The organism is Cerasicoccus frondis, from assembly GCA_031296915.1.
GTDB classification, from domain to species: Bacteria; Verrucomicrobiota; Verrucomicrobiia; order Opitutales; family Cerasicoccaceae; genus Cerasicoccus; species Cerasicoccus frondis.
This window is the reverse complement of sequence record JAVDPC010000001.1, coordinates 303,529-320,248: the sequence shown is the minus strand read 5'-3', so window position 1 is coordinate 320,248 and position 16,720 is coordinate 303,529. Positions and strand designations below refer to the sequence as shown.

Below are 16,720 nucleotides of genomic sequence, written 5' to 3'. Positions count from 1 at the left end.
ACCCCTTTCCCAATTGATGGCCCGGAACCGCCCAAGGACAAGGCATGGGAACAATCCGGCAAGCATTCCAAACGCGCCCAATTATTTTTCTTTTGGCTGGCGGCAATCCTCAACGAAGTGAAGTCAAGTTGGAGCGCAGCGTAGCGAGCAATAGCTTGACCACGGAGTTACAATATAGCCCGCAGCCAATTGAAAATTGAAAAAGATTTATGGTCAAGTTACCCGATATGCTCCACCTCGTTTGTTAGCCTGGCGGGTTGGTTGATGTGGTGATATAGGTGCTTGAGGAAGTCAAGGCCGGGGCATGGCGATGGACAAAAGCGGAATCCTCCGTTTCAGCCGCTGCGACGTGAAGGGGAGTCAGTGCTTCACCTTCCTCGGGTTCGACTACTACTGAGCGAAAACCCGCTAGGGCAAAACCACGGTCAAACGGCGGACGTCCAAGAAGAAGGTTCAAAGCGTCGTTGGCCAGTCTCAAAGAGTGGATGCGCAACAACCGCAGTCGACCTCTGAGGGAACTGGCGACGACGCTGCGCCGTATTAGAGTCCGGGATTGTACACTTTAAGACTTTTCTTTCTGTACCAGTGACTCAACTCGCTTTCGAACCCGATCTCCACTCCTATGGAGTAATGCTCCGATGAAAATGATCGAGAGCGCTACGCTCAAGATGCATATACGGGCCGCCAGATCATTAGGCACGAAAAGGATAAAAAGAATCAGGCCCCCAACGCCCATCACGGATTTCCCTAATACAAAATACTGAGCGTAATCAACCGTGGAAGAACCGATTTCCTTTTCGTAATCAACCGGCGTATGCATGGTCTCGAAAAACTCCCCGATCTTTTCCCGACTCTCAGTCGAAGTGGTGCGATAACAAAAGCGGCAGACGAGAGTCGCGCCTATTCCAAAAACAAAGATCCACATCGTTCGATCCTGAACGGTCCAGCTAACGTCATTCAGGGATTCGTCCACAAAAGACCAAACAGAGGGCAGCATGCAACCAGCGAAGATAGGAAAATAAGACCAGCACGGCAACTTTTTGACCCATAGCCCCACTAACATTGGGAACGACATCGGAATACCAATGACTGAACCAACTAATAAGAACACATCGAACAGCGCGACCTTATCCTGGGTCGCAATGATCAATGCATAAAATATGATTAGTACGCCTAGCATTAAGGTTGCCAGATGACAGATGCGCACCTCGACTTTGCTTGGTAAAGGCTGATTGTAGCCAAGCGCTCCTCGCAGCCTTGGAATGATGTTTCTAACCAGACTGCCCACTTGGCCGTTCAAGCCCGAATCCATGCTGCTCATGGTGGCGGCGAACATCGCCGCAATCAGCATACCGAGCATCCCATTTGGCAAAAGCTTGGTCGCGATAAATGCGTAGGCGCTTTCCGAAGGTTTGTCCAAGCCGGTAGCCATCATCTCTCCCTCATACAGCATTCGACAGACCATTGGCGGGATGAACCACAGCAGGCTCCCCACGGCCATCAGCACGAAGGCCATCCACGAGGCGCGCGAAGCTTCGCGTCCGTCTTTTGCTGAAATATATCGCGAGGCCGAACTGAGACTAATCTGCCCGCTAACTTGCATGAAGAAAATCACAATTGCCCATTTTACCGTAAATCGATCTCCATGGAACGCGCCTGGTTCCTTGAAGAACTCAAAGCTTTGGGCGATGGCCGGCGTTTTCCAATGATCGATAAAACCTGAGACACCGCCTACGGCGCGTAGGGAAAGGTAACACACCAGAATGGTAATGGCATACATAATCAGCCCCTGCACGAAGTCTGTCGCCATCACTGCCCACTTGCCCCCAGTGGTGGAGTAAAAGACCACAATGACCGCAATCGTCACCATGATCGGAATCAGCGGCATATCCAGCACAGTGCTCGCAAACAGCGAAAGCGCATAGAGCTGAACTGCGGCATAAAGCGGACCCATGAAGAGGCCGACAAAGGCTGAAAATTGCTCGACTGAAGTCCCGAAGCGTGCCCTCACAACATCAGGCGCGGTATACGCGCGGGTCTGGCGAAGCCACGGCCCAAGAAAAAAGCCGCCAATGGCGAAACCTGCGCAATTGGCCACATAAATAATCAACATGCTCGGACCGGCCTCGTAGGCAGCGGATGCATTACCAGTAAAGGTAAACGCGCTGATACCGCTCATCAAGATGCTCATTCCAACCATCCACCAGGTTCCCTGTGCTCCGCCTCGCACAAAGTCGCTCAGATTCTTGTTGAATCGGGCAAATACTGCGCCCAAAGCCAACAGGACGCCGAGATAGAGGATTAAAGTGATGTATTCAATTTTCATCGTTACCCGATCAAGCCAATGCGCTCCAATGTAGCCTTGTCAGTTGCTGAAGACGCGTGCCAGGCAACATCGATTACTTCCAGTAGCCGAGCTCCGTTTAATCACACCATCATTATGGATTCGCCTGTTTCACAGGAATATCCGACGTTGATTCTTTTGCGCAAACATCCCAAAAATCGTCCATCTTCAACTTAGGCCGATTACGATCTGCCAGTTTATAGAGGGCGGTACGCGTCCGGAAAGCCATGGATGTACCGTTGATATTACTCTGCGGTCCAGCTTGAGCGGGAATTTGCCCAATGTACAGATCGTTTGGACAAACAAAAAAGCGATCGGGAAAGCTACTGAATGCGCCATCATCCTGGCGATAGCGTGAGAGTTCACGAGTAGCAAAATTGATGAAGGCGACTAGTTGCTCATCCGTCAGTTCCCTGCCCGTTTCCTCAACGAGCATATTCAGCATATCACAGGTATTGCGAATGAAGAAAATTTTCTCGGTCTCCGGTTCGGATTCAAGCCAGTCAAAGACGGATTCCTGGATTGCTTCCGCATGGGGCACGGGTCGGTTCACCGCGCGACAAAAGAGAATGAGCTTAAATCCACCAGACAAGCGCACTGCAATGTTACCGCCACCTGCCAGTCCAGTATCCGCATCTTGCCTTTCCATTACGTAGCGTAAAATTTCGTCAATGATATCCGTCCGCAGCGGTTCGGGCAAAGCGCGAATCAATGTGCTCTGCGACTGAATGTTATCCAACGCCGTCCACGCATGCCCCCAGGGACGTTCATCCATCCATTGGCGAATGGCTTCTACTGAGACGAGATGAGGCGGGACTCCAGATAAATCTTGAGCAGGCACAACATAGATATTGTCGGAAACATTCTTTGGTGGCGTATATTGCTTGGCTGGGGAAATCTCTTTGGAGACGCTTGGCTGTGCTGCTTTGGATTTTTGTGACAACTCCGTTTTTACCTCTGTTGCCTTGGCTTGGCGTGGATTAGGTCGAGGCTCCCCTGGAAGCGGATATAAAGGATCACTGCCCAATGTTTTGAGTGCCCCGACCGAATAACCCAATGCGCGTCCCAGCACACGTTGATTTTCCACCATCTCCGGGTAATCAGGATCGACAAAATAACCCGTTTCTGGATTTTGCCGACTTTCAAAATAGTGAATCAATTTATCTTTGGCGAGTTGAGGCGCGTTCTTGATCAGCCCGTTGCTATTGAGCAAGATGATAACTTGCGCGGTGGCTTGGATATCTGGCCCATAACGCTTCAATTCCTTATCTTCCTTCAAACCCACTGACTCATAAAATCCACCGCTCTGTGGATCGTATAACTTCGCCATCCATGGCAAACTATCTTGATAAAGAGCCTCAAAGCCTGCCAGTGCAGCATCCAGTTCCGCATTTTCGGCATGCACGGTCATTCCAATTGAGACTGCAATGAGCGGCATGAAGCAATTTAATATAGATTTGGTGAAAAATGTCATTAGTGTCAATGTTGCTAATTTGCACAAACAAAGCCGTTCACCATACTACTATGGTGAAAACAATCTGAGCAAGAAGGTGCTAAAGGGTTTCCTTAGGAATAACGGACCAGCTTAACGTCGGCCAGTTGAACGTTTTCTCGATGCTGCAAACAGGAGCATACCCAATCCGGCAAACAACCCGTAAGTAGAGGCTTCGGGAATGGCAATCGGCGTGATGGATACATTATCAATGCTGAGTGCCTGATTTACACCGGAGCTGTTTTCATCTAGCCAGCGGAACCAGATCGTGTCTCCGTTGCCGAGTGATATGCTTGGAGTGCTGCTAGAAATAGTCGTGTCCAAAACGCCTGTGGTCGTTGCGAGGCCAACATAATCAGTGCTCCCAGAGTCTGCAAGGCTGTCGAAGGTCAATGATTCAACCGTTGTCCAATTGCCGGTGCTAAGGGACGTTGCGTCTGTCGAATATTGGAAAATGAGCTTATCTGGTCCACCCGTATTGTTCTGCCACTGCTGCCCAAGATAGCTAATTGAGAAACTGCCAATGCCTGAGCCCGTATTATTGGTAATCTGAACTCCGATTGCAGTTAGGCCGTCATTGTCAACGGCCCGCAATGTACCGAAGGAACCACTAGTACCACCAGTGCGGAACAGGTATGTTGATGGATCACCGTCTCTGTTGTTACCATTGGTGGCAAAGTACGTCGCTGCCGCGACATCATCCTGCATAGAATACCAGCCAACGATGCTGCTATTATCCGTCCAGGTGTATTCTCCGAATGAACTGATATTGGTGCCGGAACTGACGCCATTCTGACCGGTAGTAAATGGTTGGTTGTAGGTAGAGAAATCATTGAAGGCAACTTGTGCGTTCGACAGGCAGGCGTTAAATGCCAGAACCGATATAACTGAGGCAATCGAGGTATTTTTCATACTAATATAATTTTTGATTTTATGTTGTTTGAGGATAGAAAGATAAGGCTTGCGTATTGTAATTAGTCTCCAACTAACGCCCAAAGATCGAGGTTGTCGATCACGTCTTCACGGCTAAGCATAGCGGTATGACCGTCAAAGTAGACTACGCCAGCATGGTCATCGTAACGATACGCAATTGCATTATTTGAGCGCTCGTTCAGCGTATCATTCGATCCGACATAGCGAGCGGCACCCGAGAGCTGTATCTGCCAGTCGACGGCGTCAGCAAAAGCAAGTTTTTGCGATGGTTGGACTACCTGATAGACTGTTGCCTCGCGAGTGCTGTTGGCGACTCCGTAGGCACCTAGTCCGGTAAAGTTATACCCATAACTATGACCGACACTCTCTACTGGCGCGCCAGTCGGATATGTCGCAAGAGGTGATACTAACATGCTTTGAGCATTCTCTAGTTCCAGACCAACGTAATTCTCGATGAAGTTCTCATTGGTAAACCAAAAACTTCCGTATTTACCATCTTCATCAAAGCTGCCCACAGGAATGTAACTACCGTTATGATCATTTGCGTAGAGAATATTGGCGAGCTGGATCATTCTAAGATTGGAGAGATTTGTGCTGATCTTAGCCCGTTTACGCACAGAGCCAACTACAGGTATTAGCAAGCTGGCGAGAACAGCAATGATGGCCACAGCGGTAATAAGCTCAATCAGAGAAAAACCGCACGACGGTTTACGTTCCTGAAAACAATCTTTCATCTAAAAAGGGGTATATGGTTAAGGGCGCAAGTAATCAAACGATCTGAAATCCTGTCTCACCAACTGTATCTGCCAATTGAATCGACATCGGGCATCGGTGTTCTAAAGATTTTTAGAATTAGGGGCATGATCTCGGGATCTTCTGAGACAAAGCTATATTAAGCTGTATAGATATCAAATGAAACGAAATCTATACATATAAATTTTCTGATTTTGGACAGCAGAGAGCATCCAAATACTCATCATAATAACGTCCAATTCAGAAAAATGATCTCGTCTCATCGAAGCGATCAATCGACACGTAATTTGATTTGAGTTACTGATTGATTCCATTGTCTGGTGATGGCGAGGCAGCCCGAGAGTATTTGATTATAGCCATGTGGCTGACCATCAATTGAAACTTGGTATTTGAAATTTTGCGGCACAACGATGAGCAAAGCACGCTCTTGCTCAATCGCGCCATGATAACTCAAGCGAAGTGAGCCTACTTTAAAATCAGGACTCCAGTCCTGTTCCAGCAGGCAGCAATTATGCCCACCCGTAACCGTCCCCGGCTTATAATGCGCCTCAAATAAATTCAGAAGTGGCGCTGAGAGACCGCCAAAATGGTGCCAGCCTGCGCCGCGCTTGCTCTCAACCATGAAGTGCTCCCAGCAAGCATAGCGTTCCTTTGTTTCCAAACCATACATCTTCAGTACGCGAGTTGCGAGTTGCTGCGCTTGATCGAGCATTCCATAGTCAAGAAGCGCCTTCCAAAAGAACCACTGATAGGGCATCCAAACACTACCATTCCAGTATCCATCCTGCCGATAGTAGGAGGCTTGCCGATCCACCGCCGATAAGCCCAATGGGGTCATAAAGCGATTGGCGTCTAACAAGGTCCGCCATAGCCGATCTGCCTGCTCTGGTGTCACTGCATCAGCCAACAGCGGACTCAAGCCATCCATTCCACGATTGAAGTTTTCGCCTGATTCAGTTCTCAAAATATTCAATACCTGCCCCTGATCGTCGTGTTCAACGTAGCCAAAAAAAGCCGACGTCTCATCCCAGGCATAGGCCTGCAGGGCATCCGTCAAGCGACTGCTATTTTGGAGAAATGGCGTTGTGTCCAGATTCAAAATCTCTGCGAACATAGCCATTATTTTGGCGCAGCGGATCGCCATCGCCGTTGTAATACACGGCGCAACGCGATTCCGCCGCTTCGTGAACTCAGCTAGCATTTTCTGTGGCGGATAATCATCCCAACCGCCGGAATTATAAAAGTAATCCCAAGGCCTGAGTAAACCCGAGGTAAATGGACTCATGGTTGAGCCTGGCGACAACCCGATGAAGTATTCGTAATATTGAAGGAGTCGTGGCCAGACAACTTCCAGAAATGTTCGATCCTGCGTTTTGTTCCACAACTCCAGCGCCAGAAAAAATTGCGTTGGCACCATCGATCCATGATGAACAAACGCAGCTTGCTTGTCGCCCGCCTCAGTCAAATAAGCAAACAGGCAATCGACCGCGCGCTGCCTATCAATAGTGGCGATTCCTAGCCCGATGCATCCGCTGTCCCAAGTATACAATGAATCCCACCACCGCCCCGGTGTAAGATGTCGAATCCAGCGACCTTGATTACGAATTGGAAAGACGATATTTGTCATGACAACAGCCTGAAGCCGCTCCTGACCAAAGCGGATTTCTTCCGGACAATCATTGAAATCAATGTATGTCTTCTGCGGTGACAGGTCTTTGACCGCCGGCACGTCAGTCACTTTATCCAGTTGGGCAACATCGAAGGAGAGCATGCGACTACTCTGTGGAGCTACATTAATGGGGCCGAAAAATATGTCCGTCATGTGGCCATCGCCACCGGCATCGACAACATCCTGAGTGTGCTCATGCAACGTGCGCAATACACCATCCTCCAAGTCGTCACACAGGACCTCACGTATCCATGCGCCAGAATCGCTCCAGGATAAAACATAGCTTTGTTCTTGATAGTGCAAGGTGAGCCCCTGCTTGCTCTTAACCAAACGTGGATGGGTCTGAGGATGTAATGCCTCAAAACTCACCTCGTCCGAAAAGTTGGACTGTCCAAAAGCCAGGCCATCAATTTCCAATGGCTGATGATTAGTGCTACGGAAAGTAATATGAGTCGCATCGCTTGGTATGGCTAGCGAAAGGAGCGTGAAAGCTCCAACGGGAAGCGAACGCCTGGTTGAGCATTGGCCTACGATAATGATTATCTCGCACGGCTGATTGCCGGCTCCGCGACAACGGATCAGGCACTCCTGTGCATGCTCCGGGATGACATAAGAAACACGATCACTACGGTTACCACCGAAGCTCAGGGCAAAGCCATTCGTTGAATTGTTGACCTGAGTTTCGCCACTCAGAACCCCGTCATAGTTGAGCCCCGAGTAGATTGTTGGAGATTTCAGAACCAGGTCATGATAGGCCAGCCCATCGACCCACTCACAGTTACTTGGCAAAACCGCCTGCACATACGATATTGCTTTGCCGGTTTGAGGAAATACGGGCGTTGAAAGACGAGCACACAGATGCAGAGACAAGCACTCAGTGTGTCTTGTCTGGTTAACCAAATCCACCTTCATCTGAGCCCCATCCGCACCAGGCGCAAAGCTTATCTGGGCATAGACTTGGTCCTTCCAGACGATCTGCTGTCGATAGCTGTAATTGCGAAGACCTTCATTTGCCGACCATGGCAACCAGCCGGAAGGTCGAATAGCCTGGGCCGTGAAAAACTCACCCCGGAAACGGCCCGGAACAAAAGACAGATCGAATCGCATGCCCAACTGCTGGTCGGCGATATCACTGACGCCAAAATACTCTTTAGAATACGGTCCCCATAAGGGGAGCGTAAGATCGTGATCGCAACGTAAGTTCATGATGATAAAAGGACTCGTGAGTCAGTGAAATGATGTGAAGCCATTAGTGCTTTTAAACCGAATGGCGACTGCTTCTAGGTGCTCGCTGCTATTTAAAAGTAGCATGTGTGCAAAATTCGATCTCGCTGTTGTTTATATGTATAGACTCCCGAAGGACTTGCGAGAGATGCCGGACAATGAGAGCATATGTTCTTGATGTAACTTGTCCTCTTACCCGTATGAACACCCCAGAGCAGAATGTTTTGACGATTAACGCGTCTTAAATAACAAAGCGATTCGCTTCATGGCGCACGCAAGTCGCTCTAGCGGGCGTCGCTAGCCGTTGAGCAAACTCACACCACTAGGATTGTCCTTCACACGAGCCTTAATATATTCGCTGTAGCTTAATGAAAAAACCCCGAGGTATTTATCTGATTAGAAGTAATTCTTTCCCGCTCATTTACGGTGATGAAGAGCGGGCAGTAATTAATCACTTACTGGACATTGCTCCTGCCCCAGTATGCCTAGCCGATGTGCCCAACACCGAATTAGAGCAGGTGGAATGCGTATTTTCGGGATGGGGCGCTCCGAAGTTTGATCAAGACTTGCTAGAGCGGATGCCTCGCTTGAAAGCTATCTTTTATGGCGCTGGGACGGTGAAGGGATTTGTCACCGATTCCCTTTGGGAAAGAGACATCACGGTAACCAGCGCATACTATGCCAACGCGAAGCCGGTGGCAGAGTTCACGTTTGCTCAAATCATCATGTCTCTGAAGCGCACCTGGCAATACGTCTTCAAGCTCAAGTCAGAGCGAGCATGGACGCAAGCACTCGATATTCCGGGTTGTTTCGACGGCACCAAGGTCGGGCTCATTGCCTTGGGTGCCATTGGGCAAATGGTGTGCGAAAGGCTTCAACAGCTTGATGTGGAGGTGCTGGCTTACGACCCATGCATCAGTGAATCGAAAATGGCTGAGTTGGGTGCGCGAAAGGTTGGCCTTGAACAACTTTTTGCGGAGTGTGATGTCGTCAGTCTTCATGCGCCAAAACTCGATGCAACATTGCAGCTAGTCAAGGAGGGGCATTTCAATCTAATGCCGAGCGGCGCGACATTTATTAATACCGCACGCGGGGCCATCGTCGATGAACCGGCGATGATCAGAGCCCTACACAAACGCCCGGATTTACTTGCTATTTTGGATGTAACGGAAACTGAACCACTCGAAAATGGCTCGCCTTTGTTTACTATGCCCAATGTGCTGCTAACGCCCCACATTGCAGGATCAATGGGTCGGGAGTGTCGCCGTATGGGGCGCCTCGCGATCACCGAATGCCAACGCTATCTCCGTGGAGAATCACCGCTTTATCCGGTCACCCAAGAAAATTACCAACTCATGGCCTGAGCCCATAATTAATCAACCAAAGACAACGATGTATAAACCCGCAATATTCCTATCCTGTTTGACACTAGCTTTCACGAGCGTTTCACCAGCTAAAGTCGTTTTTAAAGAAGACTCAGAATATTATCAACCTTTCAAGGAAGATAATTATGGCGTCAGCAATGAGACAGAGATCAATTCGGCTGGCAGCAAACCATGGACCGACAATGCAACGGTCGTTGGCTGGTACGCCATTGTCGATGAACAGACACCTGCGGAATACAAGGCTTCGAATGGAAACAATCAGTCAGGAGCGCCCGGTATATTTCTGTTTCGCCCTAATGGATCTAACGCATCTTTTGGGACGATTAGGGCATCCTCCAATGCCGGATTTACCGCGATTGGACTGGAATTGGGCAATGAAACAGGCTCAGTCATCACTGGGTTTAACGTCAGCTATGTAGGACAACAATGGCAGCATAATTCTGGCGGTAAGGATAAGCTCACTTTTCAATATTCCACCGACGCCACAACGCTCGATTCTGGTAACTGGATAACCGTCGATGACCTGAGTTTCGAGAGCTTACAGGACTCTGGATCAAGTGACCATGTGGGCCTTACGATTACCACCGGCGTACCGAGCACCGATGTGTCCGCCAAAATCAAAGGACTTAGAATACGATCCGGCCAAAGCATCTGGTTCCGTTGGGTGGATGAGGATAATGAAGGCGTCGACCAGGCTATGAGCATCGATTTGCTTTCTATACGTCCTATCCTTTCCCGCTAACAGAAACACAACTGACCAATCAGCATGAGAAAGCGTAATAAATGATTTCATTTCGTTGCTTACAGCTCTATTTCCTGCCACTGTTGATTGTGCTTCCGGCCTTGCATGCTGAAAAAGACAGTGAAGAGCTGAATGCTGCACTTCGTGAATTGGATGCGCTTTATGCAGAGGTACTCCCATGGATGGCGCAGCTTTATGATCCAGAAAGCGGTGGCTTTTATGAATCAATCGGCCTAAAGGAAGGCAAAGAACCCGGAGAGTATGGTCCGGACATCCAATCGACTTTCTTTGCCATCATCATCCTTAAAAACACCGGTCTGCTGGAGACAATGCCTACCCATGCTAAAGAGAAGATGATCCACTATTTTCAAAGCCGCCAGGATCCGCAAACGGGTTACTTTGTCGATCCAGATTATCCTGACATGTGGGATAATCAGCGTGTACTAGGGAGAGCCCTCTCATTTTCGGTTGGCTCATTGGAAATGTTGGGTAGCGAACCGCTTTATCCACTGCCTGGTCAAGCTCGAAAATCAGCAACAACCAAATCTAGTGATGACGAAAACGCTGCACTACGGGATGCTTCCAAACAAATCCAAGACAAAAACGAAACCCGAACCGGCAAGACTAAGAACCTCTACATTGTGCCCAAGGATGCAACGCTTTCAAAACAGGAAGTAGCCGATGCGCCGCCGCATCTGGCTTCCGTTGAAGCCTTTCGTTTATGGTTGGACAAGCGCCCGTGGGATTATTCCTGGACGGCGCTGGATAACCTCTCATCGCAAAGCCGACTGATCAACGCTCTGCCCCCGAACTTGCGTAATGCGCTCATTAACGAGGCCATCCGCTATGTCAGCGCAATACAAGAGCCTGACACCGGATTGATCGGTGGTGGCGATCCGCAAGTTCGCATCTCCGGGGCATTCAAATTTGTCAGTTTCTGCAAGAATTCGGGCCGCCCGGTTCCCCGAGCAGATAAACTCCAGACCACAATAGGCGAATGGTTTACCAGTGATCCGGACATAGACAAAATATTTTTCATCAGAAATGCTTGCGACATGCTTTTCTACTTATCCCGACAAACTGGCCAAAAGCCAACGGAACAAGAACTGGTCAACGTAGTTAAATTTGCTACGAATCAGTTAAAGCAATTCAGACAGGACGACGGTGCGTTTCGCAGTTTCACTTCTGGATCTTTCGTTAGTCCGAATGACCTTTACATTGATAACAACAGTATTTCTGCCCAAGCAGGCGACCAAAGTGAGATGAATGGTACATCCAATGCACATCGCGCCTGGAAAGCAGTCTATTGGATAATCGATAAAGAACGCCCACGAATGACCATGGATAACTTCTGGGAGGTTTGTCTGCAGCAAGACATACCACTGCAAACGGAATCTGCGGGCGTCAATAGCATCTACATTGTCCCCTAAGACAACGGGCACGTTCGTCCGGACCTGTCTTGAAAGGTGGGTTTCAGTGTATCAGAATCTTGAGCTTCCGGCTAAACTTGCTAGGCTATTGCTTGATGTTCGACCATAGACCCACCCAGAAAGAAATCGCGAAGCTGACCCAACTGACGCAGGCAACGGTATCTATGGCTTTGGCGGATAATCCACGTGTTTCCAAAGCAACACGCAAGCGCGTCCAGAAAGTCGCCAATGAATTAGGCTACCGACCCGACCCTCACCTTACTGCGCTTTCCACTTACCGCAAACGTTCGACTTCTGCCAAATACCAGGCAACGCTTGCTTGGCTGGTGAATGATCCGGATAACGAACAATGGAAGCGATTACCTGCGTTTTATAATGAATACTATCTTGGCGCCATCGATCGGGCCAAAGAGCTTGGTTATCAGCTTGAGGAGCATCAGTTACAGAAAGACGGGATGTCGGGCAAACGATTAGCGTCTCTCTTGTGGGCGCGGAATATACCCGGTATCTTATTAGCACCGCAAGCAGGTCCAAATACATGCCTGGATTTCGATTTTTCGCAGTTCTCCGCCGTGACCTTTGGGCACAGCCTGCAATCGCCAGAACTACACACCGTGGTTTCTCATCAAGCAAAATCCATGACCCGACTGATGCGACATATTTTGGACCTTGGATATCAAAGGCCCGGCCTCGCGCTTTCTACACAAAGCGATCAGCGCACCATTCATAACTGGTCGTCGGCGTTTTGGGGGGCACAGCAATCTTTAAAAGTTAAAGATCGCCTGCCGATACATACCAAACCGCAGATTACCCCGGAGGGATTGGCTCAATGGTTGAAGCGATATCGCCCGGATGTCGTGGTGACTGAACAGAGGCACGCCAAAAAGTGGTTATTGAGCATCGGCGAGCAAATCCCAGAAACATTGGGCTTGGCGATTATTACCATCCAGGAACAAAGTCAGAACTGCTCCGGCATATTGGAGAATTCCCGGTTGATTGGTGCCCGCGCCATCGAGTTTCTGGTCGATCTTCTGCATCGTCGAGAATGCGGCGTTCCTGAAATTCCCATGACGCTCATGATTGATGGCAAGCTAGTGGAGGGAGAGACACTCCGGTGCCAAGCTTAGGCCATTTCTTCAAAGAATAAGTTTATCCATGGCGACCACACATTTCGTACACTCGATTCAATATGAACAAGCATCAACTAAAGAACCCCTTGATTGATTACCCCGGGCATGAGTGATTGTTTTTTATCGACGGTTTTCATCATTTATGGGATTGAGTTGTGAGTAAGATCCTCCCGGCGAATGGCCTTATACATCGGTTCTCATCGAACAACCATCTGGATTGATTCGTTTTGGAAGGATCGGCAATGGCTGCGGTTCAACTCTTGACCTGGTTCTCGAAGAACGTTGTGGAGGGGGAACTCGCAAGCCATTACCAAAGTTTGAGCATCGGCGATTGAGACAAGTCCATTTTTGATGACGAGCTATCCCCTGATGGGCTCATCAAAAATAGCCTTCTCTCAATACTGAATGAATGGGTGAATGGTATAAGGTGGAGGCGCAGCATTACCTTGAACCGCGTGATACCATTGGAAAAAACGGGGACAGTTTCTTTTCCGGCGCGGCCCAATGCGCCGCAATTTTCGCCCGAATTCAGGCGCCGTTTTTGAGCGCGAATGCGCCCAATTTTTTTGCGCGATTTGATGTTAATTGGTGCGCCGAAAACTTCGGCGATGACTGGCGCCATAATTGGGGAATCACGCCTTGGACAACTTCCCTATTAAGCGGGTGAATCCTGCGATAATATAGCCTTAGCTCGTAAGGGGTAAGGCGTCCCACACCTAAAGAAACGCCCAATGCGTTTCAGAACATAAATAACACCGCGCCAAGTCGCGTCAAAACATGCTCAGTCCTAAGGCACAATACAACCTGCGCAATGCAAAGGAATACTTTCGGGAACACTTGCAGGTAGGCGACTACTACGCCCAAGAAAACGAGGTACAGGGCGAGTGGTTTGGGCAAGGAGCCGAAAAGTTGGGGCTGAATGGCGCCGTAAAAGAACAACAATTCGAGGCCTTATGTGAAGGCAATAATCCCATCACTAACGAACGCCTAACTGCGCGTAAAAATACGACGCGAACGAAGGACGGCAAAGAAGTCGCAAACCGGCGCATCTTCTACGACTTCACGATAAGCCCGCCCAAGAGCGTGTCGATTGCCGGGCTCTATCAGGACGTGCGCATCGTCCACATTCACAATAAAGCAGTCCAAACAGCGATGCGGGAAATGGAAAAATTCGCCATGACCCGCGTCCGTAAAAACCGGCGCTCCGATGACCGAGCAACCGGTAACGTGATCGGCGCGGCCTTCCGTCACGATACGAGCCGGGCGCTTGATCCGCATTTACACACACACTGTATCGTCATGAATGCGACCTATGATCCGGTCGAAAATCGGTGGAAAGCTTTGCAGAATTACGAGATGCTCAAGGCGCAAAAATTTGTCGAAAACTTGTATTACCACGAGCTTGCCAAGGGACTCAAACAATTGGGCTACGTGATCGAGAACAATGTGCGCGATTTTGAAATCAGAAGCATATCGCCCGAATTGATTGAAAGATTCTCGAAGCGTCACCAGCAAATTGACGCTGGTGTAAGGGAGCATTTATCGAACGGAAATCGCCCCAAAAATTTGAAGGAATTGCGGGCGCAGATTGCGCACGAAAAACGGGACCGCAAAATCAAGGAATCGTCGGCGTCGAACCTGCACGCTCATTGGACCGGCCAAATGACGCCTGCGGACATCGCTTCGCTCGCGCCTGAGAATGCGCCCAATTCTGTCGATAAAATCACGCCGGATATAGGGGCCATTGTCACTTGGGCCGATGAACGGGTGTTCGAGCGTAAGTCCGTGGTGGAAGATTACCAGCTCAAGGCGGCGGCATTGATCCGGGGGCAGGGCGAGGATTTTACCCTCCAAAATCTGGACGCCGAAATCGACTGCCGAAATTACCTCAAAAATGAGCGCGATCACAACATTACCACCCACGTTGCAATCGACCGCGAACTCGCAATCGTGGACACCGCCCAAAAAGGGCGTAATCAGCACGCGCCATTCTGCGAAAATTATCAGCCGTCAATTGCGACGATAACCGGCGAACAAAAATCCGCGGTTGAGCGGATCCTTGGGAGCCAAGATTATGTGACGCTTTTCCGGGGCGGAGCCGGGACCGGCAAAACCTTCGCGCTCCAAGAAGTGAATCGAGGATTACAGGATGCGGGTTATTCGGTGGTCGTTTTGGCCCCGCAACGACAGCAAGTTATCGACCTGCAAAAAGACGGATTTGCAGCGCAAACCGTCGCCCGGTTTCTGGCGAAAAGTGATCTTCCCAGTAATCCCGTCGTCATCATTGACGAAGCTGGGCAGATTGGCGGAAAGCAAATGTCGGACCTTTTCACCACGCTGAAAGCGAGTGAAACGCGCATCATCTTGTCGGGCGACACGCGCCAGCATGGTGCCGTGGAAGCCTCGGACGCGCTCCGGGCCATCGAGAAATACGCGCATCTCCACCCCGCCGAATTAACCGCGATTCGTCGCCAAGACCCGGGCAAGGGGCGCGACGAAAACGAGCGCGTTTTCATTGGCGAATACCGTGAAGCGGTGAAGGCCGCTTCCAAGGGCGAAGTCGTCGAGTCGTTTGAACGACTCGACTCCCTTGACTGCGTGGTGGAAGTCGACGAGGCGAGCCGACAGGCGACACTCGCCGATGATTATTTGCAGGTGCGTAAGGCTGGGGAAAGCACTCTAATTGTCTCCCAAACTTGGGACGAAATTCACGCCGTCAATGCGGCGGTGCGTCAGCGCCTAAAGGACGAGGGCCAGTTGGGGAAGGATACGAAGCTGGCTTTCTACGAAAGCCGCGACCTGGATAATGCGCAAAAGCGCGATGCGCGTTACTACGAGCAAGGCGACTACGTTTACTTCATCAAAAAGTACGGTCGTTTCGGCAAAGGCGAACTCGCAAAAGTCGAGAGCGCCAGCGAACAAGGCTTATCCCTGTGTAAAAATGGGAAGGTGACGACAGTCAGCTTCAAGCAGTCCAAGCACTTCGTGGTCGCTCGCCAGAGCGAGCTTGATCTGGCTCCGGGTGATTGCCTCCAAATGAAGTTCAATGGCAAATCCGCCGATGGCAAACCTATCGTCAACGGCGAGTTGGTGACGGTTTCCCGTATCGCTAAAAGCGGCAAGATTGCAGTCGTCGATGACCGGGGCCAGCGCAAAACTTTGGCGCCTACGCAGCGTCTAGCCAATCTCGGTTACGCCGTCACGTCTTACGCCTCTCAAGGTAAAACCGTGGATACGGTTTTATTTTCGGACTCGCAAAATCGAGCGGCGACGAATCGCAATCAGTGGTACGTGTCGATTTCGCGGGCGCGGCGAAAGATCAAGATTTACACTTCGGATAAGGAAGCCTTGCGGGAAAATCTGCTGCGTCTCGGCGAACGCGCCTTGGCAATGGATTTGGCGACGAAGGCCAAGCTGTCCGACTCTTTAGCGAAAGAATCCATTAAGTTGGCTCAACGCTCCCGCATGATTGCCGAGCAAATTGCCAAAGGGCAACTGCTGAAGAAATTGCGTGAGCCGCCGCCTTCGCCCCTTCAGCGCATCCAGCCGCCCCGCCGCACACTCAGCCGGAGCCAAAGCCGGGGTATGCGTCAATCATTGTAAGGCGAACCAACATTG

The 16,720-nt window shown here is 50.0% G+C and carries 11 protein-coding genes; 5 read left to right on the top strand and 6 right to left on the bottom strand.

The genetic code is table 11. The features are described 5' to 3' along the window. Positions 1 to 562 precede the first annotated feature (562 nt). The 5 genes from RBB63_RS01315 to RBB63_RS01295 all read right to left on the bottom strand — a co-directional run bounded on the left by RBB63_RS01315 (position 563) and on the right by RBB63_RS01295 (position 8,397). Positions 563 to 2,326 (bottom strand): sodium:solute symporter family protein, encoded by a 1,764-nt coding sequence (locus RBB63_RS01315; protein WP_309380320.1) that lies wholly within the window; start codon positions 2,324 to 2,326, stop codon positions 563 to 565. A 112-nt stretch (positions 2,327 to 2,438) separates the two neighbouring features. Next, on the bottom strand, positions 2,439 to 3,818 hold the full coding sequence (locus RBB63_RS01310) for a hypothetical protein (RefSeq protein ID WP_309380318.1): 1,380 nt from the start codon (positions 3,816 to 3,818) through the stop codon (positions 2,439 to 2,441). Positions 3,819 to 3,929: 111 nt separating this feature from the next. Further along, positions 3,930 to 4,748, bottom strand: a complete 819-nt coding sequence (locus RBB63_RS01305) for a hypothetical protein (protein WP_309380317.1) — start codon at positions 4,746 to 4,748, stop codon at positions 3,930 to 3,932. A gap of 62 nt (positions 4,749 to 4,810) precedes the next feature. After that, positions 4,811 to 5,503, bottom strand: a complete 693-nt coding sequence (locus tag RBB63_RS01300; protein ID WP_309380315.1) for a type II secretion system protein — start codon at positions 5,501 to 5,503, stop codon at positions 4,811 to 4,813. Between the two features lie 290 nt (positions 5,504 to 5,793). After that, a complete protein-coding gene (locus tag RBB63_RS01295; protein ID WP_309380313.1) occupies positions 5,794 to 8,397 on the bottom strand; it encodes an MGH1-like glycoside hydrolase domain-containing protein in 2,604 nt (867 codons plus the stop codon). A gap of 386 nt (positions 8,398 to 8,783) precedes the next feature. Here RBB63_RS01295 and RBB63_RS01290 point away from each other — a divergent pair, with 386 nt between their 5' ends. The 4 genes from RBB63_RS01290 (at position 8,784) to RBB63_RS01275 (ending at position 13,099) form a co-directional block, all read left to right on the top strand. Then, positions 8,784 to 9,779, top strand: coding sequence for a hydroxyacid dehydrogenase (locus RBB63_RS01290; protein WP_309380312.1), 996 nt, complete (start codon positions 8,784 to 8,786; stop codon positions 9,777 to 9,779). 28 nt (positions 9,780 to 9,807) lie between these two features. After that, positions 9,808 to 10,542 carry a hypothetical protein gene (locus tag RBB63_RS01285; RefSeq protein ID WP_309380310.1) on the top strand — a complete coding sequence of 245 codons (735 nt, stop codon included), beginning with the start codon at positions 9,808 to 9,810 and terminating at the stop codon, positions 10,540 to 10,542. 41 nt (positions 10,543 to 10,583) lie between these two features. Beyond that, positions 10,584 to 11,972, top strand: a complete 1,389-nt coding sequence (locus RBB63_RS01280) for a hypothetical protein (protein ID WP_309380308.1) — start codon at positions 10,584 to 10,586, stop codon at positions 11,970 to 11,972. 95 nt (positions 11,973 to 12,067) lie between these two features. Continuing rightward, a complete protein-coding gene (locus RBB63_RS01275; RefSeq protein WP_309380306.1) occupies positions 12,068 to 13,099 on the top strand; it encodes a LacI family DNA-binding transcriptional regulator in 1,032 nt (343 codons plus the stop codon). 310 nt (positions 13,100 to 13,409) lie between these two features. Here the strand turns inward: RBB63_RS01275 and RBB63_RS01270 are convergent, their stop codons facing one another. Continuing rightward, positions 13,410 to 13,724: a hypothetical protein gene (locus RBB63_RS01270; protein ID WP_309380304.1), complete on the bottom strand. Its 315-nt coding sequence runs from the start codon at positions 13,722 to 13,724 to the stop codon at positions 13,410 to 13,412. Positions 13,725 to 13,879: 155 nt separating this feature from the next. Between RBB63_RS01270 and mobF the strand changes: the two genes are divergently transcribed. Continuing rightward, positions 13,880 to 16,705 carry a MobF family relaxase gene (gene mobF, locus RBB63_RS01265; protein WP_309380302.1) on the top strand — a complete coding sequence of 942 codons (2,826 nt, stop codon included), beginning with the start codon at positions 13,880 to 13,882 and terminating at the stop codon, positions 16,703 to 16,705. Positions 16,706 to 16,720 lie beyond the last annotated feature (15 nt).